This is a genomic window from Veillonella parvula, assembly GCF_032575955.1.
GTDB classification, from domain to species: Bacteria; Bacillota; Negativicutes; order Veillonellales; family Veillonellaceae; genus Veillonella; species Veillonella parvula_J.
Window position 1 is genome coordinate 31,275 of record NZ_JAWFXN010000011.1, and the last position, 23,640, is coordinate 54,914.

The window sequence follows — 23,640 nt, forward strand, 5'->3', positions numbered from 1 at the left end:
ATCGGATTTATAAAGGAGGCGTTTTATGGATCTGAATAGTTTTTTCTTATTATTCCCAAGCATTTTTATATTGCACGAATTTGAAGAGATTCTTCTATTTCCACAATTCATGCGAAGGAATCCAAAACTGCAACAACAATTTTTATCAGCCACTTTTACCCCCTTCAGATTCAATGCCATCGTCTGTCAGGAATTCATACTTTTGTTGATTATACTGGGATTAAGTATATATTTTGAAAGCTTCGATTTTTATATTACCATAATCATAGCCTATATATATCACGTGATCGGGCATGTATTTCAAAGTATATTTCTGCGACAGTATATACCGGGTGTCCTCAGCGGCATTATCACAGCTGGATATTGCACATATCAGATATATGATGCAGTGTCGGCAAACTATATGCTATTAGCCTATTCGTTCCTAACACTTTTGATTATTTTCGTTAATATCGTTGTGAGCTTTAAAATGCTTCAACGGATACAATAAACGCCTGAGTAGACTGTAAAAGTAAAGCTTTCACAAATATATTGTTAAGTAAAACGGCTCCTCTATGATTGATGAGGAGCCGTTTTGGTATATATGTTAAAATTTCATAATGAGAATCATTCTGATATACCTATATGGGTATATATAAAAATTTGAACCATTGTTAAAATATAAATATAGCTATTTTGTGATAAAGAAGGCAGGTGATGTGTTGTATCGATTAATACTACAGCGTTTGGCGAGTATTGTAGGTATTTTATTTGTTGTTACCATCGGTACATTTGTATTGATAAAATTATCTCCTATTGATCCCGTGTCGATGAAGTTTAATCTTGTAGGGGCTACACCAGATCCAGTTGTAGTTGCACAGATACGAGAGCAGTTAGGTCTCAATGACCCTTGGTGGCAACAATATATGCGTTGGCTTAGTCAAATTGTGCAAGGAGACTTTGGTGAGTCCATTCTGTATGCTTTACCAGTGGCGACTATTCTTGGTGGCGCCTTGCCTAATACCTTGGGGCTAGTATCCTTAGCTCTTGTTATGGGGATAGTGGTAACCATACCGCTCGGTATGTTATCTGCAAAGTATCAAGACTCATGGATTGATCATGGGGTTCGTCTCGTTACATTCCTAGCATTAGCAATCCCTGGGTTCTGGGTCGGTTTATTATTACTGTACTTATTTGGTGTTAAATTACAGCTAGTGTCGATAACGAATACCAATGGCTTTTCTGCCTATGTATTGCCCGCGGTAACCCTTGCTTTATGGATATGTGGTCTCTACATTCGTCGATTGCGCAATGCTATTTTAGAAGTGTCGCGACAGCCCTTTGTACAGGGGGCGCGAGCATTGGGCTTGCCAGAATGGATGGTCTACACCCGTTACATATTCCCTCATGTGGGACTTATGTTGTTGCCTATGATGGGCGTAACCATGGGGGCCATGCTTGGGGGTTCTGCCGTTATTGAAACGGTATTCTCCATTAAAGGAATCGGCTACATGATGGTGCAGGGTATTATGGCTCGCGATTATGTATTGATGCAAGGCTATATCATCTGGATTACCTTGGTGTTCATCGTGATAAATATCATCATTGATGTATTGGGTGTTTGGCTGAATCCGAAGCGAAGAGTCGCTATAAAAGGAGGCTCTTATGAATAGACAAAAGCCCTATACTTTATACGCTATGTTAGTATTAGCAGCTCTGTGGATCGTATTTTTCTTATGTGCTCCCTATATAGCACCCTTTGATCCTGAAACGACGAGTATTGCGGACCGCTTACAAGACATTAGTAGTACCCATCTATTAGGTACTGACCAACTCGGTCGTGATGTGTGGTCTCGTATTCTGTACGGTGGTAAAGCCTCTTTAGGGATTGCTTTCACCATCATTGGCATTAGTGGGGCCATCGGTATCGCTATTGGTGGGTTAGCAGGATTCTCTACACCTAGCATTGACCGTTGGTTATCTCGCTTGATTGATTTGGTACTAGGGTTCCCGAACATGGTGATTGCCATTGCTTTCATCGGTATTATGGGACCTAGCATAACGAATGTAATCATTTCCTTGTGCATTACGAAATGGGCGGAATATGCCCGTATCACTAGAGGCCTCGTACAGATTGAACGCTACGCGGAGTACATTACCTTTGCTCGTATGTCAGGTGCTTCAAATCTACGAATTCTGTGGCGCTATATTCTGCCGAATGTATTGCCACCGTTGGTGATCGTTATTATTCAACATTTAGGGGACGCCATCATTTTGGTAGCCAGTTTTTCGCTCATCGGCATCGGTGTACAACCGCCGGATCCGGAGTGGGGCGCTATCTTGTTGAGCTCCCGAGATTTTCTACAAACGGCACCGTGGCTGCTAATTTATCCGGGGCTCGCTATTTTTATTACCGTTGTTTTATTTAACTATATTGGTGATGCGTTGCGCGATGCCCTTGATGTATCTCGTTAACCGTGCTGTGTATAGATTTTTTATGGTGAAAGCCTCGACGAGGCAATGTATTTTAAAGGAGATATTATGAAACGTTGGTTGTTAGCATGTTTGTCCATGCTATGCATGGTAGCTCTCTTGGTTGGCTGTGGCAATGATACTGCTAAAGATGGCAAACAAGGGAAGCATATGAATGTTGGTTTGTATTGGTTTGGTGAAACATTAGACCCAACTCACGAATGGGATGCGTGGACATTGACTCGTATCGGTGCAGGTGAAACCTTAGCCGTTGTAACACCGGATATGAAATTTGCCCCACAATTGGCAGATTCTTGGGAAAATGTAGACCCTACAACATGGAAATTCCACATCCGTGAAAACGTAAAATTCCACAATGGTACTCCGATGACACCTCAAAAGGTAAAAGAGTCCATTGAGTATACGATGAAACAAAGTGCTCGTTCCGCTAAAGCTGTTAAAATCGAGTCCATCACAGTAGATGGTCAAAACTTGATTATTAAGACTACAGAGCCTAATGGTTCCTTGTTATCTAGCTTGACTGAACCTGCTTTTGTTATCATGGATACTGCAGATCTTAAAGATGTAGCATCTAAACCAGTTCTTACAGGCCCTTATAAAATCACTGCTTTCAAAAAAGGTGAAACAATTGAACTTGCAGCCTTCGCAGATTACTGGGGTGGCAAACCAGGTCTTGATACTGTAACTGTAAAAGACATCGAAGACAATAACAAACGCGCTATGGCGTTGCAATCTAAAGACGTAGACGTAATTCAAAAAGTGGACTCTGCTAACCGCAGCTTGTTCAAAGACGGTTTTAATATTCAAGACGTTGCTGGCGTTCGTGTGTTTATGTTGAAAGCAAACCACACAGAAGCATCTCCATTGCATGATAAAGCTGTGCGTTCCGCTATTGCTCATATCATTAACTATGATTCCATGGCTAAAATCATCGGCAATGGCTCTACACCAGGGGCAGCACCATTCCCTCCATCTGCCAATTTAGGTTATGATGCGATTGCTAATAAACCGATGACAGATGTAGCAAAAGCTGACCAAATCTTGACTCAAGCTGGTTACGCTAAGAATGCAAACGGCATGTATGCAAAAGATGGCAAAGAATTAGCGATTACTATTGCTATTTGGGGTAAAGACACAAGCTTATACGAAGAAATTCAACAAGAATTGAAAAAAGCAGGTATTGCTGTAACTCTTAAGAAATTACAAAGCCCTGATGAAGTAGATACACTTGGTACAGATGGTTTTGATTTAGTAGAACGCAATGTAGTGACTATGTCTACAAACGATCCTTACTGGTTCCTCAGCTTATTCTACAAAACTGGTGCGAAAGCAAACGTTGGTGGCTACTCTAACCCTCAAGTAGATGCGTTAATCGACCAATTGTCAGTAACATTTGATCAAAACGAACGCTCTAATATTGCAAAACAAGCACAACAAATCTTAGTTGATGACGTAGCAGATATCTATTTGTTGTATCCAAGTGCAACAGTTGTATCTACTACAAAAGTTAAAAATGTACCGGTACATCCAATCGATTACTACTTATTAACAAAGGATTCTACTATTGAATAAATCTGATTGTATCGTATTTGATAAGGTTACAATTTCATATGGTGCGGAGCAAGCGGTACGCGATGTATCCTTCTCCGTGCCCAATGGTGAGGTCTTTGCCATCGTTGGTGAAAGCGGCTCTGGTAAATCTACGTTAGTTCGTGCCGCCTTTGGCATGTTAAAACAAGCTAGCATTAGCGGCCAAATTTTGCTAAATGGCACCGATGTTTCTACATTGAGTGATGGTGATTGGCGACAATTGCGGGGCGCGAAGATTTCTATGATCTTTCAAAATCCCAGCGCCTATCTAAATCCAAATCGCACCGTAGAAAATCACTTCAAAGATTTATTCCGTGCTCATGGTGAAAGCTATGATGTAAGCCGCGTTATAGATATGCTTAATCTTGTTCACTTAACTGACGGAGAGCGTATCTTGCAGTCCTATCCGTTTCAATTGAGCGGTGGTATGCAACAACGGTTAGCAATAGCCTTGAGCCTCATCTTGAAGCCTGGTATCGTATTTGCTGACGAACCGACTAGTGCCTTAGATATGCTGGTGCAAGCCTCTGTATTGGATCTTATGAAAGAGGTAACGCAGGCTCTTGGGGCAACGGTGATTATTGTAACTCATAATATCAAGGCGGCCGCGCGCATTGCCAATAGCATCGGTGTTATGAATAAGGGGCAACTCGTTGAAGTGGGATCCACCGAAGAGGTCATGGCCCATCCAAAGGATGAGTATACTCGCATCTTGTTAGATTCCGTAATGAAAGTGGTGTAGTATGATTCAAGTTGAGCATTTATGTAAACAATATACAAACCACCATCATACGGTTCGTGCTGTTGATGATGTATCTTTTTCTGTAGTGGAGAATGAACGGGTAGGTATTGCTGGTGGTAGTGGTTCTGGTAAAAGCACGCTGCTTAGGCTGATTGCTATGCTAGAAAAACCTACATCTGGCACCTTGCGACTCTTTGGTGAGGAAATCCATTCCATTCAAAATCATACAGAAATATATCGCTCTATGCAGATGATGTTCCAAAATCCCTTGGCGGTGATTCCACCGAGAATGAACTTAGAAGCATTTCTCTTAGAGCCGTATATCAACTATGAGCTTATGGATATAGCGGCAGCAAAGGACGATATCCGTAAGTGGATTCAACATGTAGACCTACCTGAAACGATCGTTAACAAATACCCGCATGAGGTCAGCGGCGGTCAATTGCAACGCGTTGTATTAGCACGAATAATGTTGATGAATCCAAAACTAGTACTCTTTGATGAACCTACATCAGCCCTTGATGCAGTGAATCAAAAACTGGTGCTAGACCTATTACAAAAACTCCATACGGAACAACCCTTCGGCTACGTATTCGTCAGCCATGACATCGGACTATTACAAGCCGTAACAGACCGAATCATCGTCATGAAAGACGGACAAATCGTAGAAACCATCGAATCAAAACGATTAAAAGAAGCGGTACATCCATATACACAAGCACTCGTGGAAGCGAGTGAGTAAAAAGCAAAGAGCCCCTGTTTGAAACAGGGGCCTTTTGCTATATATTTATTATTTAAGTACGTAAGTGTTTGGAGGTATCCAGCAATAATTATGATTATCATAAGTATAATTTTTATAAATTAAATTAATAATACTTATATATGCAGGAGATTTTGTTAAATTGAAGAAATATATAAGTAGTGAGTTAGTTGGAGGAAAATTAACATGGATTTTAATTCGATACTAGATTTCATTAAGGAGAATTCTTGGGTTTTAGGAAGTGGAGGGGTAGTTGGATTAATTGTATTAATAAAATCTATTTTTGGTAAATCTGCAAATGTATCGCAAAAGATAAGAGCAGGAAAAAATTCAATTAATATTCAGTCAAATAATGATGTGAATTTGGGGGACATTAATAATGTTAGAGAAACAAAGGATAGAAACAGGGGATAATTCAACTACAGTTATGGCTGGAAGAGACGTTAATCATTTTAATAATGGGATAACATACATGGAGGCAAAAGCAATATGTAATGATTTGTTTCAGTTAAATTTTTATAAATTGAAGGAAGCCGCAGAAGCTATTGCAACTAAAAGAGCTGAAGAACTTATAAATGGATTTCTTCAAAAGTTAGCGGAGAGAGGACTTATAAAGCCTGAAGTCTTTCAAGACCCTGATATGCAATATACATTGGTAAATGCGCAAATTGCGTATGCAAAGTCGGGTGATAAAGATGTTGAAGATTTGCTAATAACACTTTTAATAGAACGAGTCAATCAGCATGAAGATGACCTAAGTAAAATTATATTAAATGAATCCTTAAATGTAATTAATTTATTAACTAAAGAACATTTAAATATATTGGCTGCTATTTTCTTTATGCGATATGTTAAAAATCACGCAGTTAATAGATATGAAATCATAGATTATTTTAACATTGTTTTAGAGTTTATAAAAAAATGTACTAATACTAATACTGAAATCGTATTTGATCATTTAGCTTATAGTAGATGTATTACTCCAACTAATGCGTTTATGCATCCCGCTTTTGCTACGTTTGAGCCTTATATGGAGGTATGTTTTGGTGTTGGAATTTCTAATGATCCAAATGATATGAATGAATTACTTAATACAGAGCCCTGTTTTAGAGAAATAATTAAATTATGGGATAACTCATATCTATCTAAAGCAGTACTTACGAGTGTTGGTAAAGCGATTGCAATAACTTATATAAGAAGTCAGAATATTTTGTTACCATATGAGACTTGGCTTAGTTGTAATTCTTCTAATAGTGAGTCCAGTATAGATTAGTTACATATGCTTATTTAATATGATAAAAAAGTGGTTGCCAGCAATACGTCGGTAACCACTTAATAGTTAATTTGAAATATATAGGTTTATTCAATTTTCGCTTTCAAATCAATTATATTTTTAGCAGCTACGCAACCAGGGCAGTCGCAGAATTCAGCGCCTTTTGCTTTAATGTCTTTAGCATGTTGTAATAGGTTAGCTGCGCCTTCTTCGCCAAGGATTTGTGTAGCTAATTCAGAGCCTGCAAAGCCGATTGTTTCATCGATGAGTGCAATGTTTTGCTCTGCTAATGGTACGAGTTGTTTTGTAAGCTCTTCTTGCTCAGGTTTGCCTTCTGCGTTGATCCAAGATTGAGCAAATTCTTTTACTGTAGGGTTGCTTGTAGGTGCATCTAATAAAGCTTGCACGAGTTGTGTTAATTGTGTATGTGTCATGATGATCTCCTTTTATAAACTACTAACTATAGTTTTGGAAAAGTGCATTTAGTATCATATGAGCACCTGTTCCTTTTGTTGAGTACATTATAGCATCTACAGTAATTTTGAATAGTAGAATAATTTACGATAGATACTATCAAATGTGATAGATTTATGATGATAGCTGTTTTAAATTTTTTGGGGAAATAGAATAGAGGAATGCTTTCGCATTCCTCTTTAACTTGGTTAGAATAAATCTGAGTGACTGCCTGTGCGAGTTAAAGATAATACTAACATATCATCTTTAATTGCATAAATTAGAAGCCAATCTGGCTCGATGTGTAATTCTCTAAAGCCTTCGTAGTTTCCTGTTAATGGATGATCTTTATAACTAGGATCTAATAGCGTTTGATTCTGTAATTTAGTGATGATTGAATAGAGTTTATTGAGATCTTTACCGCGTTTCTTGGAGCGCTTTAGGTCCTTTTTGAACTTACTGCTAAGCACTAATCTCAACATAACTGATTACTCCAATCCTAAATCCTCAATCATTTCTTTTACATTAGCATATGATTTTGCTTTTACTTTTCCTGCTAATATATCTTTCGTTTCTTGAATAGCAGCTTCTGTTTCTGCATTATAACGAGGTTGTTTAGGTTGAAATGGAAATCCACCTTCCATTAGTGATGTGTGGAGAAAAATATTAATCGCATCAGTTACGGATATGCCAAAGCTAGCATATAATGCTTCTAATTGTGCTTTTACAGCTGGCTCGATACGCAAACTGATAGAGGCTGTTTTAGCCATAGTATCACCTCCTGTTACTTATATTGTAATGCAAATAATTTATATTCGCAATCAAATGATTGCATTTTGCAATCAAAATGCTTTTCTTTTTCTGTAGAGAAAATCCTTATAAATATAAGAATATAAAAATATTAGAATTTTAAGTGATATAATTTACTTAATAAATGTAGTTTGTTTACAGGGGAATGTATCATGAAAAAGATTGTGTGTGCATTGTCTGCATTAGCTTTCATAGGTTCCATCAATGTTGCATCCGCAGATGACTTGATGCGGTTCCGTCTTAATGGTAATTCTATTTATAATCAGCCTTATGGTGATCGAAATGAGTTTCCTTGTCCAGATAGACTTGGAAGTTGCACTATGACTGATGAGGATTATAGAAGCACTCGTAAAGGTCAATCGCTAGAGGTGTTTGATACTCTATATGAGGCTAAACAGCATTTGAACTTTAAACCGCATTTGCCAAGTGGATTAGGGGGATTATGTCCTGTACATGTATCTATTGTGGATCACGATGTATTACAAGTCGTGCATGCCTATCATGAGCTTTTAAAAGGGAGATATTTTGATCGTGTAGATGATATGCCGAAATATATTAAGTATCGTGTATCGACTCTATCAGGTAATATCGCAGGCGATTATAAGGATTACTTACCTCAAAAAACAGATGTTGTAAATGGGATGACGGTAACCTATCGAATGGTGGATGATGCTGTGTATTTGGCATCTTGGGAATATGAGGGACAGAATCACGTGTTTTTGTTTAATGAGCCAGTTTCTGTTGAGCGAGCTAGAGAAATGATTAAGCGTGTAGAATATTGAAAAAATACTTTAAGTGTAGTATATTCTAGATAGCCAATTGATAGTTGTGCAATTAACTACGAAGTCCCTCAGAGTTGTAGCTCTGGGGGATTTTTTTAGATAGTGGAGATAAACTAATGAAAGCAGAAAATTACAAGATTTCAAAGCTATCATATATAGAAAATGGTAGTAATGAAATTATGGAAAGGTACCAAATACACACGAAATATGAAACGGAACCGCCTCATGGAGATGCTATATATTCTATTTCTATAAAGGGCAAAGTATTGCCATTTTGGATTTATGGTAGAGATGTTACTTTCATAGGTAGTATGGTTATGGTAGAGTCTGTAAGATGCAAAATATGGAATCCCATAGAATCCATCATTATTGATTTAGAGAATGAAGTGTATGCTAGTTTAAAGGGATGGTATACAGATATTTCATTTGTTAATAATCGAATAGAGCTTACTAATCAAGTTGTAAAAGTGGATAAACGAATTCTAAAAAATTTTGTGAATTTAGAGTGGATACGCTTTTAAGATTGATTGCCTAGAGGTATGCTTTTGGATAGATATTTTCAAATAAAATAGCTGTCACAAATACGAAATAGACATCGTAATTTATGACAGCTGCTTTGGCAGTACATGGTCAATCTAACAGTGTATTGTTATTTTATTTTCTGAAAGCCTCACCGATGGAATAAATCCCGTCAAATAAGAAGCCGAAAGCGATGCAATAGATAAATGCTTCACCAAAAGCGATCGGCTCGAATATAAGTAATAGGCCTAATAGTAAAAGAATTAGTGCAAGCCATTTTGCATTACGTCCCATGAGTGATACCATGCTGTCGGACTTTCTTGATTTAATGAAAATAAAGATGGCTTCAAATACCATCCAGATGCCGATTGTGATCGGGAATACTAACGGTAGGAATGCAAATCCGCCGCATACGAGAAAGATACCGAATAGAGCATTGATAATGCCGCTGATGAGATACCAGCCGCTACGTAATTCAGCCGGTAACATAAAATAATTTATAATGGAGCTGACCGCATTGACGAAAAAGATAATAGAAAAAAGCCAGGCAAAAGCCATGAGATTAATAACGGGGTTTAATAGTAAGAATATCCCCAGGATAATGCTTACAATACCCGATACAATAAAGAAGAATTTGCTTGAACCACTCATAATAATTCCTCCAATCATTGGTACTGCCTATTTTCAGTATGCGTGAAATCATGGGGAATGTCAAATTGTAACGATAAAACTGTGCTTTCACAAAACTCACATGTCCATCCTGTTGACACAGTTCTATAGAATGCCGTATAATACTTTTATATCTTAAATCAAGCGATGAACGGGTATAAAGGTTTACAAATCCTGCTTTCAGAGAGTTGCCGGCTGGTGCGAGGCAATAGAGGTTGTACGCTGACACTCTCCCGTGAGCTTTGATGGCGAATACAGCAGTAGTCATTGACGGTGGTTCCGTTATACCCGAAACGAGTCCCAATTAGGGTGGTACCGTGTTATGAATATAACGCCCCTTTGAGCAACGACAGTTGTTCTGAGGGGCTTTTTTATTTGTGAAAGTCTAGTAAGTCACAGATTATATATGGTGTCGACATTGGCGATTTTACAAACTTTCACTATGGATAGATATAATAAAGTGTTATGTTTTATGAGGATAGAAAAGGTGGCTATTATGGAACAGAATCGCGTATATTTCTTTGATACAACCCTTCGTGATGGGGAACAAACACCAGGTGTATCTTTACAAACTCCTGAAAAAATTGAAATTGCGAAAGGCCTAGTACGTCTCGGCATTGACGTTATTGAGGCCGGTTTCCCGGCGGCATCCCCTGGAGATTTTGAAGCGGTACAAACGATTGCACGCGAAGTCAAAGGTGCAACAATTTGTGCGTTGGCTCGTGCTAATGAAAAGGACGTACAAAAAGCGATTGATGCGTTGAAAGATGCGGAACGTAGCCGTTTACATGTATTCATTGCTATTTCCGAACTTCATATGGAATATAAATTAAAAATGACTCGCCAAGAGGTATTGGATAAGGTTAAATCCGTGTTGGCATATGCAAAAGGTAAGGTTGATGAAATCGAGTTCTCTGGTGAAGACGCGGCACGCGCTGATTTAGATTTCGCATGCCAAGTATTTGGTGTTGCAATTGCTGGTGGCGCTACAATTATTAACGTACCAGATACAGTAGGTTATATGAACCCTAATGAGTTCGGTGATAAAATCCGCTACATTAAAGAACATACATCAGGAATTGAAAATGCAATTATCTCTGTTCACTGCCATGACGACTTAGGCCTTGCCAATGCGAATACGTTAGCCGCTATTAAAGCAGGTGCACGCCAAGTAGAAGGCACAATTAATGGTCTGGGTGAACGGGCTGGTAACGTAGCGATTGAAGAAGTGGTAATGGCTCTTAAAACACGCCATGATTATTTTGATGACCTTCAAGTGAACATCGATACAAAACAATTTACGAAAGCATCTAAACTTGTGAGCCGTTTAACAGGGGTTGTAGTTCCTCCAAATAAACCAATCGTGGGTTCTAACGCCTTTGCTCATGAGTCTGGTATTCATCAACATGGCATGATGAGCAATCCTGAAACGTATGAAATCATGACTCCTGAGTCCGTAGGGGCTGAAAAAACAGACCTCGTATTGGGCAAACACTCCGGTCGTCATGCCTTTGCGGATCACTTGGCAAAACTTGGGTTCCAATCTTTTGCTGAGGAAAAAATCAACGATCTTTTCGCTAAGTTTAAAGAGTTAGCAGACCGCAAAAAACAAGTATACGATGATGATATCGTAGCCCTTGTTGTAGATAATCTTCACCACAAAAAAGCGTTCGAGCTCGTGGCTCAATATTACAAATTGGGTGAAAAAGGCTACGCATACGCTGACGTTCGTCTCATGACTCCAGATGGTGAAAGAGCGGATGCTGCCGTTGGTGATGGTCCAGTAGACGCATCCCTTAAAGCGGTTGAACGTGTTGTTGGCTTGCCAATTAGCTTAAAAGACTACCAAATCCGTGCTATCACAGCCGGTAAAGATGCCCTTGGGGAAGCAACCCTCAAGGTAGAATATAACGGTCGCTTGTACCATGGTCGTGGTATCAGCACAGATATCGTTAAATCAAGTGTAAATGCATATATTAATGCAGTAAACTCAGTATTCCTAGCTATGGAGCTAGAACAACAGGAGGAAGAATAATATGGGTATGACCATTACTGAAAAGAATATGGCTCGCCACGCGGGTCTTGATGTCGTTAAACCGGGACAAATCATCGAATGTCAGTTGGATGCGGTATTGATGAACGACATCACATTCCCACCGGCTCGTAAAGAGTTTTTGAAGATTGGCAAACCTGTATTTGATCGTCATAAAATCTACTTAGTGCCGGATCATTTTACACCAAATAAAGATATTCAATCCGCTACACAAGCGAAAGTAATGCGCGACTTCGTGCGCGAACATGGCATTACAAACTACTTTGAAGTCGGTAGAATGGGTATCGAGCACGTTATTTTGCCAGAAAAAGGTCTTATCGGCCCTGGCGAAATGATGATCGGTGCTGACTCCCACACTTGTACATATGGTGCGGTAAATGCATTCTCCACAGGCGTAGGCTCCACTGATGCGGGCGTTGCTATGGCAGAAGGTAAAACTTGGTTCAAAGTACCTGAAACAATTAAGGTTGAGCTTATCGGCAAACCTAACAAATGGGTAACTGGTAAAGACGTAATCCTTGATTTAATCGGTCAAATCGGCGTAGACGGCGCTCGTTACATGGCCCTTGAATTCGCCGGCGAAGGCGTACAACATATGACTATGGCTGATCGCCTCACAATCTGTAACATGGCTATCGAAGCTGGTGGTAAATGTGGTGTATTCCCTTATGATGCAATTACTGAAGAATATATCAAAGGCCGTGTCAATCGTCCTGTTGAGCCAATCGCTCCAGATGCTGATGCGGTATATGCTCAAACTATTACCATCGACTTGTCCAAATTGCAACCAGTGGTAGCATTCCCTCATTTGCCATCCAACACACATTACATCAACGAAATCGACAAAGATATTAAAATTGACCAAGTTATCATCGGTTCCTGTACAAATGGCCGTTACGAAGACTTGGTAGCAGCTGCAGAAATCTTCAAAGGCCGCAAGGTGGCTCCATTTGTTCGTTGCATCGTAATCCCTGGATCCCAAGATGTGTACGACCAAGCTATGAAAGATGGCCTTTTAGATATCTTCATTCAAGCTGACTGCGCAGTGTCCACGCCAACATGTGGTCCATGCCTAGGTGGTTACATGGGAATCATGGCTGAAGGGGAACGTACCGTTTCCACTACAAACCGTAACTTCCGTGGTCGTATGGGACATGTGGATTCCGAGGTGTATTTGGCAAGCCCGTATGTGGCGGCAGCGAGTGCTGTACTAGGCCGTATTGCAGGCCCTGAGGAGGTTTAATATGGATTTTGAAAGCAAGAAAATCTGGCGCTACGGCGACGATGTAGATACAGACGTAATCATTCCGGCTCGTTACTTGGCGATTGCTGACTGGAACGAATTGGCCGAACATGCGATGGAAGATATTGATACGACGTTCGCTCCTAATGTGAAAGCTGGCGAAATCATGGTAGCTGGCAAAAACTTTGGCTGTGGTTCTTCGCGTGAACATGCCCCAGGCGTTATCAAAGCAAAAGGCGTGCCTGTTATCATTGCACACTCCTTTGCTCGTATCTTCTTCCGTAATGCTATCAACATTGGTTTACCAGTTGTGGAAATCGGTGAACAAGTTGATCGTATCGATGCAGGCGATGCAATCGGCGTAGATTTGTCTAAAGGTATCGTGTACAATTTGACGAAAAACGAACAATACCAAGGGACTGAGTTGCCACAATTCATTCAAGACATTGCGGCAGCCGGTGGTCTTGTGAACTTTGCGAAAAACCGCAAATAGGGGCGAGCCGAACACTCGTCTCAAGCCTCCACTGGCCAGGTCTGACTCCGGCCTGCGGCCTCCGCAGGGCCAAAGTCGTTTTCGACGAGCATTCGGCTCTCGGGAGTGTGAAGGTTCGACCCCGGCATATAGAATTAAATAGTGGAATAAAGGCTGATGGGGTTGTGGTTCATCTATGAGTATTTACTATATATTGGAGAGGTAAGATGAGCGAAAAGAATATTGTATTGATTCCTGGTGATGGTATCGGTACTGAGATTATTGCAGCAGCGAAGGCTGTGTGTGATATGGCTTTTGAGAAAGCCGGTGTAAAGGTTAATTGGATTGATAAGAAAGCGGGCGGTGCGTCTATTGATGCGCATGGTGTGCCTTTGACTGAGGATACTATCGAGGCTTGTAAAGCGGCTGATGCTGTATTGCTTGGTGCTGTAGGCGGTCCTAAATGGGATAATGTAGATCCGTCCATCCGTCCTGAAAAGGCAATTCTAGGTCTTCGCAAGGAGCTTGGTTTGTTCTGTAACTTGCGTCCTGTAAAAATTTATCCATCTTTGCAAGAGTATTCTCCGCTTAAAAAGGAGCTCGTACAAGATGTAGATTTTGTTATCGTTCGTGAGTTAACTGGTGGTATTTACTTCGGTGAACGGGAAGAGGCGCAAGGTGAAGGCGCTAACGAGTTCGCTTGGGATAAAGAAACATACAGCCGTTACGAAGTAGAACGCATCATGGATATTGCCATGGAAACAGCTCGTAAACGCAATAAAAAGGTCGTATCCGTAGATAAAGCAAATGTATTGGCTTCTTCTCGCTTGTGGCGTAAAATCGCCCGAGAGAAAGCGGCTGCTAATCCTGATATTGCAACAGATTACTTCTATGTAGATAACACAGCGATGCAACTCGTTGTAAATCCTGCACAATTTGATGTTATCGTTACTACAAACTTGTTTGGCGATATCTTGTCTGACGAAGGCGCTGTTATCTCTGGTTCTATCGGGCTTTTACCATCTGCATCCATGGGTACAGGCACAGCATTGTATGAGCCAATTCACGGCTCTGCACCAGACATCATGGGTCAAAACTTGGCGAACCCATTGGGTACAATCTTGTCCGCAGCTATGATGTGCCGTCATTCCCTTGATTTACCTCAAGTGGCTGATGCTATTGAACGTGCTGTGGAACAAGTGCTCGTTGATGGTTACCGTACAGGAGATATCTACCGCGAAGGTTTAAAACGGGTAGGCACCACAGAAATGGCGCAAGCTGTAATCGAACGTTTATAAAAGCAATGAATTAAGATTCCTTAAAGTTATTAACGTGAGTTACGTCATTTTCAAAATCGTATCATAAGTGTTAAAATACAGATATTATAATATATTTGTCTAATTAAATAAGAGAGGGTTGTAAGGCCCTCTCTTTTTTGTAGGACGCCTAGCGGTATGTGTAGTTGCTCTTCATATATTAGAGTGCTATATTGGTAGATGTATGGCAAGATATTCTTTAAGGAGGCCTTTATGAATTCTTCGATGTATCGAAATTTAACCATTACTGCTTTATTGATGGCATTAGCCATTATGATTCCTATTGTGATGCCTTTGAAAGTTGTGATTCCACCGGCATCGTATACATTGGCGAGTCATGTTCCTATATTCCTGGCCATGTTCTTATCTCGTAAGATGGCAGCTTGTGTTGTCATAGGTTCTACGCTCGGCTTCTTTGTAGCAGGCTTCCCACTTGTTATCGTTATGCGTGCTGCATCTCATATCATCTTTGCCTTGATGGGGGCTTACTATATTAAACATCATCCAGGCGTATTAACAGGGGCTCTATCCTTTGTTGCGTTTAACCTTGCTTGTGCTATCGTTCATGCTATTGGTGAGGTACTAGCATGCCTATTGTTCTATACTACAACTACGATGCCAAACATTGATCTCATCTACGTTGTATTTGTTCTTGTAGGCGGCGGCACCATCGTTCATAGTTTGGTTGATGGATATATTGCATTATATATCTATAAAGCTATCCCTGGACTATCTAAATCGGGTAATAAATAATCATATAATTACATATACTCGTAACCACTCATGGGAAATCGATGTGTACTAATGTACGGCATGTGATTACCTATGAGTGGTTTTTATAATAATTCTCAAATCTGTACCTACAGGTACAGACTTCATTATGTGATGTCCGTATAATAGAACCATAGTTAATGACCGATTTGTGTTGTATCTATTGATACAACATGGGTCCATATATTGGGTAATACCGGTGAAAGTTGCTCCTCTCATCTGTGGGCCTTTATAGACTCATTAAAAGATATGAGGTGAGTATATTTACTTTCACAGAACATGGAGGTTATTATGAGAAAGCACATTAAAAACAACGTATCATGGGTTGGTAAAATCGACTGGGAATTGCAAGAGTTTCACGGTTCCGATTACACCATTAATAATGGGTCTAGCCAAAATGCCTATTTGATTGAAGAGGAGAAGACGGTCCTCATTGATACTGTATGGAAACCTCATTCCTCTGAGTTCATTGATAATTTGGAATCTGAAATTGATTTGAATACGATTGATTTCATCGTATGTAACCACGGCGAAGTAGATCACAGCGGCTCTTTGCCTGCTTTAATGGAAAAAATCCCTAATACGCCTATTTATTGTACGGAAAATGCTGTTAAGTCCTTGGTTGGTCAATATCATCACCCTGAATGGAACTTTAAAACCGTTAAAACAGGGGATTCCGTAGATGTTGGAAACGGAAAATCCTTGGTGTTCGTAGAAATGCGCATGCTTCACTGGCCTGATTCCATGGCGACGTATATGACAGGGGACAATATCTTGTTCTCCAACGATGCATTCGGTCAACATTTTGCCGTAGAAGAACTGTGGGCAGACAAGGCGGATCAATGCCGTCTATGGGAAGAGGCGATGAAGTATTACGCTAATATCTTGAACCCATTCTCTCCATTGGTAAAAGCCAAAGTTGAAGAAATTCAAAAACTCAATTTGCCAATCGATATCATCGCTACAAGTCATGGTGCAATTTGGCGCGAAAATCCAATGCAAATCGTAGAAAAATACTATGAATGGTCTCAAGCGTATCAAGAAGACCAAGTCACAATTGTATACGACACGATGTGGGATGGCACCAAGAAATTGGCCCATAAGATTGCTGAAGAAATTGCGAAACAATCCCCTGAAACACGTGTTAAGATTTTTAACATTAGCAAAACCAATAAAAATGACATCATGACGGAAGTTTTTAAGTCTAAAGCCATTGCTGTAGGGTCCCCAACAGTAGGTAATAGCGTATTATCTTCCGTAGCTGGTTGGCTCGATTTCTTGCGTGAGTTGAAATTTAAAAATAAAAAGGCTGCTGTATTCGGTACCTATGGTTGGTCTGGTGAATCTACAAAGGTACTCCGTGAAGAGTTGACTAAATATGGATTCTCTGTAGTAGAACCTGAAATCAAATGCAACTGGAACCCAGAAGAATCCGACTTTAATAAAGCAGAAGCACTTGTAAGTGCATTATTAGCATAATTACATATAATAAAGAAAGATTCTTGTTATAAAACCCCTATTTTTGATATGTACCCCCTTTACTGGATAATCAGTAAAAGGGGTATTTTCATGAAGAATAGGGGCCTTCTTTTTTTAAACATATACATAAAATATTAGTCAATATAAATTGTATTTGTCATGTTTATTCTCATAACATTCTCGTTAGCGTTTTTTGGGGCACCGATTTGCATTGATAGATACTGGCGCTATAGAAATATAAAATTATAATAAAATGTTAAGTTGTTGATTAAATATACAAAACAGTTTAATTCACATATAATTCATGAATTAAGTGTGAATGTGAATTAATGAGGATATAAGGTATATTTTGCGTACTTATAAGGTGGTTATTTATTTATAAGTTATACAGTTTGTTATATGAGAAAAGTTTACAAAGTTGCGAAAAATTTAACTCATAAGGGGAAATAATGAGTAAAATTTATTTCCCTGTAAAGCTAGGAATAAAGCGGATTTTGATAGGTATAAAGACTTGGTAATTTGGTTTGTGTTAGAAAAAAGGGTTGTGTATATCGTAAAACTTTGATATGCTATGCGGGTAATCGACAATATAAATTTTTCTTAAACTGATTAGGGGTATTTCTTTATGCTAATTTAGAATATGCGCCTGTTCAGACCGAGGTGAGAGACGGAACATAGAGAGAATGAAAAATTGTATTGTAATTTGGATAATTTTTTAATTTAGTGAGGGTGTAAGATGAGAGAAATGAAACATTCCAAAAAATTAGCATTTGCTGTATTGGCTGCTGTCACTGCTGTTGGTGCGAATGTTAATCCAGTAGACGCTGCTTCTGTTGTAATGGACAACACTAATGTTGTTACAGGTGCTAATAATGCAGTTGCGTATGGTAGTGGTAATACTGTAAAAGAATCTGATGCAAACTTCCGTGATCGTGATTATGAAAATGAGCCAGATGATGCTACAAAGAGAACTGGTGACTGGAAAAGTAATTCTGTCGCTATAGGTGTTAACAATACTGCAGCAGGTACCTCTGCATTAGCAATGGGGAATTCTTCCAAAGCGTTGATGAATGAATCTATTGCTATTGGTCATTTTGCTGAAGCACAACGTACATGGTCTACCGCTATTGGTACTCGTGCAAAGGCTTCCGAAGTTCGCTCACAAGCTATTGGCTATGAAGCACTAGCGTCTGGCTATAAATCTAATGCGATTGGTTCTAGCGCACAAGCAACCAATAATCATTCTGTTGCTATGGGTTCCTCTGCTCTTGCATCTGGTGATCATGCTCAAGCATTTGGCGCTGGTGCACAGGCAACTAACGTGCGTTCTAATGCGTTTGGTTCTGATGCAAGTGCTACAGCTGACTATGCTATGGCGATTGGTGATCATGCAAATGCAACACATTTAAACTCTATCGCTTTAGGTACAGGTTCCACTACAAGCGAAGCTACAGCACAAAGTAGTGCAACAATCGCTGGTCATACGTTCGGTGGCTTTGCTGGCGTAGGTTCTGCTGCTAATGGTTCCGTGTCTGTAGGTAAAGTTGGTGCTGAGCGTCAAATTAAAAATGTTGCGGCTGGGGAAATCTCCGCTACTTCTACAGATGCTGTAAACGGTAGCCAATTATATTCCGTAGCTAATGACTTACAAACACAAATCAACAATTCCACACCTGGCCAAATCAATAACAATATTAAGAACTTGACTAGTCGTGTTGGTACTGTTGAAAGACGCGTTAATAAAGTAGGTGCAGGTTCTGCTGCATTGGCTGCATTGCATCCATTGGACTTCAACCCAGATGACAAATGGACAATTGCTGCTGGTTATGGTCACTACCATAATGCTAACTCCGCTGCGTTGGGCGCATTCTACCGCCCTAACGAAGATACAATGTTCTCCGTTGGTGGCACTGTAGGTACTGGTGAAACTCAATTGAACGCAGGTGTATCTATTCGCCTAGGTAAACGTTCCCCTGAATCCCGTTCCCGCGTAGCTATGGGTCGTGAAATTGCTGAATTGAACGCACGTCTTCAAGATATGGAAAACAAATATAATAACTTGTTACAAATCTTGACTCCACATGCAATTGATCCAAGCAAAACTGCTGAATTCCCAGACGTTCCTCGCAACCACTGGGCTTACCAATATATTAGCCAATTGGCTGGTAATGGTATCCTTGTTGGCTACCCTGATGGCACATTCAAAGGCGATGTTAAGATGACTCGTTACGAATTCGCTACCATGTTGTACCGTGCACTTCAAAATGGTGCTCCTATTGACGAAAATATGAAACGTGCATTGAATGAATTCGGTCCTGAATTACAAAATATTCGTCTTAACCACTTCCGTGTTGATCGTATTTCTGGTGATGATAACGATCGTCATAAAACTGAACGTGTTCGCGTTAATAACGAACCTAAAAATGAACGTGACGTATACGGTTCCCGTATATACAATAATCAATAGAATTAACTTTTCTAGAGTTTGTAAAAGCTCAAAACAGGATGTATCTTTGATACATCCTGTTTTTTTGTCTAAATCTTTTTGTGGTATTGTGCTGATTTTATACGAATACGTCAATCAGGGTTAGAGAGGATAAAGTCTTTGATTGAGATTTTAATTGTATTGTGCTTATTTTTATACGAACCTTCTTTTGTTGAGATTTAGATCTTTAATTTATCTGATGCTTAGTATAGCCGAGGCCTGGTGTACGTATTACATTATTGCATATGCGATTTTCTTTATAGATATTATAATTTCGTATAATATTTATGTAATTATATTGCAAATAAATACATATAGGTGTATAATTACTTTCACAAAGTGAATTAATATTCGTTTTCGTGAATAAAAATATAGATATGAGGGAAAGACCATGAAAGAATTTAGACAATTAACAGTAGCAGACACAGCAGAATATCATAAGGTATTAATTGACGGTTACGCAGCTATAAAAGACTATCCCATTAGCTTCGATGCAATTGATTTTACGGAAGAGGAATCTAAGGAATGGATTGAAAATTATCCTGTATACGGCTTGTATATTGATGGGCAATTAGTTAGTTCTATTACGTTTTGTATGCCTTGGGTGAAATACTCAACGCCGGATAAATATCCGCATATTGCTCATTTTGTAACGGCGCCAGCTTTCAAAGGCAAAGGATATGCACGGGAAGTCTTGGGCTATGCAGAGGAGCTTTTAAAAGAACAGTTTAAAACACATATTGTTACACTAGGAACGGCTAAGGAGCATCCGTGGTTGCCTAAAATGTATGAATCCTTTGGGTTTACGGCGTATGATAAGGTTCATTTTAGAGGAAAACAGCATACAACTATATTATTCAAGAAAGAATTAAATTAATAAAGAAAGCGTTATATTAATTACGTAAATTACCTTGTACTCTATTTGAGTGTTTTATGCTCTGATCGCAGATCAGGGACATTCACTAAATTTAGATACAAGGTATTTTTTTGTGTAAGATTATGACTATTCAGTATATAATATATACATATAACGTATCTTTATGGTTATATGTGTTATGGATGATTTGTAGAAAGGATGTGTCCATATGTTGATTTTGGCAGGTATTTTAGTGATGGTCATCGGTCTGATGCTGCGATTTAATGCCTTGTTAGTTGTCGTAGCCGCAGGTTTTGTAACGGGCCTTGCAGGTGGTCTCAGTATCAACGATATCGTTGGTGCTATTGGAGAGGCCTTTGTTAAAAATCGTTATATGTCATTATTTATTTTGATTTTACCTGTTATTGGTCTTATGGAACGTCACGGCTTGCGTGAACGGGCAGAAATTTTGATTGGTAAGATCAACGCTGCTACGGCAGGTCGTATCTTTATGATTTACTTATTTGTGCGTCAAGTAACTGTAGCCTTTGGCATTAACATGTCCGGTATGGTTGCTATGGTTCGTCCATTGATTGCTCCTATGAGTGAAGCTGCGGTAGCTCAAGGCCGTCCAGTATCTCAACGTACGCTTGATAAGGTGCGCGGTGTGGCTGCTTCTGCAGATAATATAGGTAACTTCTTCGGTCAAAACTTATTCCTTGCTGCTGGTGGGTTATTACTCATCAAAGGCGTTATGGAACAATTAGGTTATTCTGTAGAGTTAACAGATATGGTATTGTACGGATTGCCAACTGCTGTTTGTGCTTATATCGTTAACTTTATTCGCTTTATTATCTTTGATAAAACAATTCAAGCCTCTGTAGCTCGTGACGAAGCGGATATGAAAGCTGGTAAATTAGTACCTAATGAGTTAAATATTCTTGTTACACCAGAAGAATTGAAGAAGGAGGCTGAATAATATGTTAGAAATACTTTATAAAATGCAGCCCTTAGATTATGTATATCTTCTCGTAGGGATTATTCTATTTATCTTTGCTATTCAATCATTTTTAGATAAAGAACATAAATATCGCATTGGTACAGGCTTATTTTGGCTCTTATATAGCATATCCTTTATCTTTGGTTCTTATCTCTCCAAGGAAATTAATGGCTGGCTTGTAATTGCTATGGCAGCTATCGTATTAGTAAAACAACTCGGCAAAGGCCATTACTTTGAATCTCCTATCGAATTCAAAAAAGGCGAAGCTGTTCGTATTGGTAATGTTATCTTCGTACCAGCGTTACTTGTTGGTATTATTACATTCTTCATTGGTTTCTTTACTAAGTTAGGAGCTCTTGTTGGTCTAGGTATTGCCGCAATCATTGCTATGTGTGCTGCTCTTTATATTACAAAGGGCGAACTTAACCAAGGTTTCCATGAAGGCCGTCGACTTATCGATGCTATCAGTTGGACTGCTATTTTGTCCCAGTTATTAGCGGCTCTTGGGTATCTATTTAATTTGGCTGGCGTTGGTAAACTTATCTCCAGTGCAGTCGCAAGTGTAGTACCAGCAGATAATGTATTCCTCGTTGTTGTGGCTTACTGCATCGGTATGGTTATCTTTACAATGATTATGGGTAACGCGTTTGCCGCATTTGCGATGATTACAAGTGCCATCGGTATCCCAATGCTCGTTGTAGCTCATGGTGCTAACCCAGCAGCTGTCGGTGCTATTGCAATGCTTGCTGGCTATTGCGGTACTTTGATGACACCTATGGCGGCCAACTTTAATATTGTACCGGTAGCACTCCTTGAAATGCGCGATCAATACGGCGTTATTAAAGCACAACTTCCAATTGCATTGATTATGCTCGTATTGAATATTCTATTAATGTATTACTTTATTTAACCCTTTTGTGAAAGTACGATATGCTTATGAAACTATATGATATATCCTTCTAAGATTATGTATCATATTTGATTATTCTAATGAACCATAAGATATCGTTATGAGGTAGTGTGATGAAAACAATTTTAATTACCGGCTTTGATCCATTCGGCGGTGAACCTATTAATCCCGCTTGGGAAGCGGTAAAAACAATGGATGGTTATACTGATGGTGACTACAAGGTAGTGACTCAAATGGTTCCTACTATTCGTTATAAATCTGTTGATACTGTAAAAGCAGCGGCTGAAGAGTGCCAACCAGATTTCATTCTCTGTGTAGGTCAAGCAGGGGGTCGCCCAGATATTACAGTGGAACGCGTTGCTATTAACTGCGATGACTTCCGCATTCCGGACAATGGAGGCAACCAACCTGAAGATGAACCTGTTGTAGCCGATGGTCCTAGTGCCTATTTTGCAACGTTGCCAATTAAAAACATTGTTAACGCATTGCATCAAAATGGCATTCCTGCAAAGGTTTCTAATACAGCTGGTACCTTTGTATGCAATCACTTGATGTATGGCGTGTGTCATTATGCAGCACAAAAAGGCAATATTAAGGCGGGCTTCATGCACATTCCATACTTGCCATCCCAAGTGGTGGATAAACCAAATCAACCAAGCATGGCTGTTGAAACTGTACGTGCCACATTGGAAACCATCGTTCATGTATTAGCTCATGGTGAAAGTTACAAGGCACAAGATATTAACTATACAACACCTCACGAATAAAAATATTACCAATACTAGTGTTTGTTTAATACACATAATTTAAATAAAGCTCGAGTTATATCTAGAAACGATATAACTCGAGCTTTTTGTTGTACGCCGAATAGGCATGACTAAACCCTCAGTTAAATTGGGGGTCAGTAAAAATTCTTAGAGAAAAGGAAAGAACCTCCTAGTGCTAGAATGGAGTTGGTCTGGCAACCACAACATTTCAACATAGG

At 39.4% G+C, this 23,640-nt stretch carries 25 protein-coding genes and 1 other annotated feature; of the genes, 21 read left to right on the forward strand and 4 right to left on the reverse strand.

Annotated features, from left to right (window positions below):
• The first annotated feature begins 25 nt into the window (after window positions 1–25).
• From E7L28_RS08605 to E7L28_RS08640, 8 genes are all read left to right on the forward strand, one after another.
• Entirely contained in the window at window positions 26–490 is a 465-nt protein-coding gene (locus E7L28_RS08605; protein WP_316692002.1) for an HXXEE domain-containing protein, read from the forward strand.
• A 211-nt stretch (window positions 491–701) separates the two neighbouring features.
• Window positions 702–1,652, forward strand: a complete 951-nt coding sequence (locus E7L28_RS08610) for an ABC transporter permease (protein WP_316711600.1) — start codon at window positions 702–704, stop codon at window positions 1,650–1,652.
• Window positions 1,645–2,454 carry an ABC transporter permease gene (locus E7L28_RS08615; protein ID WP_004697655.1) on the forward strand — a complete coding sequence of 270 codons (810 nt, stop codon included), beginning with the start codon at window positions 1,645–1,647 and terminating at the stop codon, window positions 2,452–2,454. Before E7L28_RS08610 ends, E7L28_RS08615 begins: the two co-directional genes overlap by 8 nt.
• Window positions 2,455–2,520: 66 nt before the next feature.
• Window positions 2,521–4,044: an ABC transporter substrate-binding protein gene (locus tag E7L28_RS08620; RefSeq protein ID WP_004697952.1), complete on the forward strand. Its 1,524-nt coding sequence runs from the start codon at window positions 2,521–2,523 to the stop codon at window positions 4,042–4,044.
• A complete protein-coding gene (locus E7L28_RS08625) occupies window positions 4,037–4,804 on the forward strand; it encodes an ABC transporter ATP-binding protein (RefSeq protein WP_118091133.1) in 768 nt (255 codons plus the stop codon). The genes E7L28_RS08620 and E7L28_RS08625 overlap by 8 nt, the downstream gene beginning before the upstream one ends.
• A 1-nt stretch (window position 4,805) precedes the next feature.
• Window positions 4,806–5,546 carry an ABC transporter ATP-binding protein gene (locus E7L28_RS08630; RefSeq protein ID WP_118091132.1) on the forward strand — a complete coding sequence of 247 codons (741 nt, stop codon included), beginning with the start codon at window positions 4,806–4,808 and terminating at the stop codon, window positions 5,544–5,546.
• Between the two features lie 204 nt (window positions 5,547–5,750).
• Entirely contained in the window at window positions 5,751–5,978 is a 228-nt protein-coding gene (locus E7L28_RS08635; RefSeq protein ID WP_042986318.1) for a hypothetical protein, read from the forward strand.
• Window positions 5,944–6,837: an LPO_1073/Vpar_1526 family protein gene (locus E7L28_RS08640; protein ID WP_021147559.1), complete on the forward strand. Its 894-nt coding sequence runs from the start codon at window positions 5,944–5,946 to the stop codon at window positions 6,835–6,837. The genes E7L28_RS08635 and E7L28_RS08640 overlap by 35 nt, the downstream gene beginning before the upstream one ends.
• An 86-nt stretch (window positions 6,838–6,923) precedes the next feature.
• Here the strand turns inward: E7L28_RS08640 and E7L28_RS08645 are convergent, their stop codons facing one another.
• From E7L28_RS08645 to E7L28_RS08655, 3 genes are all read right to left on the reverse strand, one after another.
• Window positions 6,924–7,271: a hypothetical protein gene (locus E7L28_RS08645; RefSeq protein WP_021147560.1), complete on the reverse strand. Its 348-nt coding sequence runs from the start codon at window positions 7,269–7,271 to the stop codon at window positions 6,924–6,926.
• 228 nt (window positions 7,272–7,499) lie between these two features.
• Window positions 7,500–7,772, reverse strand: coding sequence for a type II toxin-antitoxin system RelE/ParE family toxin (locus tag E7L28_RS08650; RefSeq protein ID WP_021147561.1), 273 nt, complete (start codon window positions 7,770–7,772; stop codon window positions 7,500–7,502).
• A gap of 6 nt (window positions 7,773–7,778) precedes the next feature.
• Window positions 7,779–8,060 (reverse strand): type II toxin-antitoxin system RelB/DinJ family antitoxin, encoded by a 282-nt coding sequence (locus tag E7L28_RS08655; protein WP_004697933.1) that lies wholly within the window; start codon window positions 8,058–8,060, stop codon window positions 7,779–7,781.
• A gap of 192 nt (window positions 8,061–8,252) precedes the next feature.
• On the opposite strand from E7L28_RS08655, the gene E7L28_RS08660 reads away from it, so the two are divergent.
• Both E7L28_RS08660 and E7L28_RS08665 read left to right on the forward strand, forming a co-directional pair.
• Window positions 8,253–8,882: a hypothetical protein gene (locus E7L28_RS08660; protein WP_118091131.1), complete on the forward strand. Its 630-nt coding sequence runs from the start codon at window positions 8,253–8,255 to the stop codon at window positions 8,880–8,882.
• Window positions 8,883–8,998: 116 nt separating this feature from the next.
• Window positions 8,999–9,403: a hypothetical protein gene (locus E7L28_RS08665; protein ID WP_316711601.1), complete on the forward strand. Its 405-nt coding sequence runs from the start codon at window positions 8,999–9,001 to the stop codon at window positions 9,401–9,403.
• 133 nt (window positions 9,404–9,536) lie between these two features.
• On the opposite strand, the gene E7L28_RS08670 is transcribed toward E7L28_RS08665, so the two are convergent.
• A complete protein-coding gene (locus tag E7L28_RS08670; protein WP_021147564.1) occupies window positions 9,537–10,052 on the reverse strand; it encodes a DUF308 domain-containing protein in 516 nt (171 codons plus the stop codon).
• Between the two features lie 156 nt (window positions 10,053–10,208).
• Window positions 10,209–10,412 (forward strand) — a binding site (T-box leader).
• 154 nt (window positions 10,413–10,566) lie between these two features.
• Between E7L28_RS08670 and E7L28_RS08675 the strand changes: the two genes are divergently transcribed.
• The 11 genes from E7L28_RS08675 (at window position 10,567) to pcp (ending at window position 23,422) form a co-directional block, all read left to right on the forward strand.
• Window positions 10,567–12,105, forward strand: coding sequence for a 2-isopropylmalate synthase (locus E7L28_RS08675; protein ID WP_077708644.1), 1,539 nt, complete (start codon window positions 10,567–10,569; stop codon window positions 12,103–12,105).
• Between the two features lies 1 nt (window position 12,106).
• Window positions 12,107–13,366: a 3-isopropylmalate dehydratase large subunit gene (gene leuC, locus E7L28_RS08680; protein WP_174892136.1), complete on the forward strand. Its 1,260-nt coding sequence runs from the start codon at window positions 12,107–12,109 to the stop codon at window positions 13,364–13,366.
• Between the two features lies 1 nt (window position 13,367).
• The gene (locus tag E7L28_RS08685) at window positions 13,368–13,859 is read left to right on the forward strand and encodes a 3-isopropylmalate dehydratase small subunit (RefSeq protein WP_004694284.1); all 492 of its coding nucleotides are present in this window, start codon (window positions 13,368–13,370) and stop codon (window positions 13,857–13,859) included.
• 206 nt (window positions 13,860–14,065) lie between these two features.
• Window positions 14,066–15,136, forward strand: coding sequence for a 3-isopropylmalate dehydrogenase (leuB, locus tag E7L28_RS08690; protein ID WP_316711602.1), 1,071 nt, complete (start codon window positions 14,066–14,068; stop codon window positions 15,134–15,136).
• Between the two features lie 231 nt (window positions 15,137–15,367).
• Window positions 15,368–15,907: a hypothetical protein gene (locus E7L28_RS08695; RefSeq protein WP_012863703.1), complete on the forward strand. Its 540-nt coding sequence runs from the start codon at window positions 15,368–15,370 to the stop codon at window positions 15,905–15,907.
• Window positions 15,908–16,216: 309 nt separating this feature from the next.
• Window positions 16,217–17,404 carry an oxygen-binding di-iron domain-containing protein gene (locus tag E7L28_RS08700; protein WP_038125740.1) on the forward strand — a complete coding sequence of 396 codons (1,188 nt, stop codon included), beginning with the start codon at window positions 16,217–16,219 and terminating at the stop codon, window positions 17,402–17,404.
• Between the two features lie 736 nt (window positions 17,405–18,140).
• On the forward strand, window positions 18,141–19,871 hold the full coding sequence (locus E7L28_RS08705) for an S-layer homology domain-containing protein (protein ID WP_316060136.1): 1,731 nt from the start codon (window positions 18,141–18,143) through the stop codon (window positions 19,869–19,871).
• Between the two features lie 409 nt (window positions 19,872–20,280).
• Window positions 20,281–20,766 (forward strand): GNAT family N-acetyltransferase, encoded by a 486-nt coding sequence (locus E7L28_RS08710; RefSeq protein WP_004694271.1) that lies wholly within the window; start codon window positions 20,281–20,283, stop codon window positions 20,764–20,766.
• Window positions 20,767–20,974: 208 nt separating this feature from the next.
• On the forward strand, window positions 20,975–21,724 hold the full coding sequence (locus E7L28_RS08715; protein ID WP_316066701.1) for a DUF969 domain-containing protein: 750 nt from the start codon (window positions 20,975–20,977) through the stop codon (window positions 21,722–21,724).
• 1 nt (window position 21,725) lies between these two features.
• Window positions 21,726–22,655, forward strand: a complete 930-nt coding sequence (locus E7L28_RS08720; RefSeq protein ID WP_215676179.1) for a DUF979 domain-containing protein — start codon at window positions 21,726–21,728, stop codon at window positions 22,653–22,655.
• Between the two features lie 113 nt (window positions 22,656–22,768).
• Window positions 22,769–23,422, forward strand: coding sequence for a pyroglutamyl-peptidase I (gene pcp, locus E7L28_RS08725; RefSeq protein WP_008715146.1), 654 nt, complete (start codon window positions 22,769–22,771; stop codon window positions 23,420–23,422).
• Window positions 23,423–23,640 lie beyond the last annotated feature (218 nt).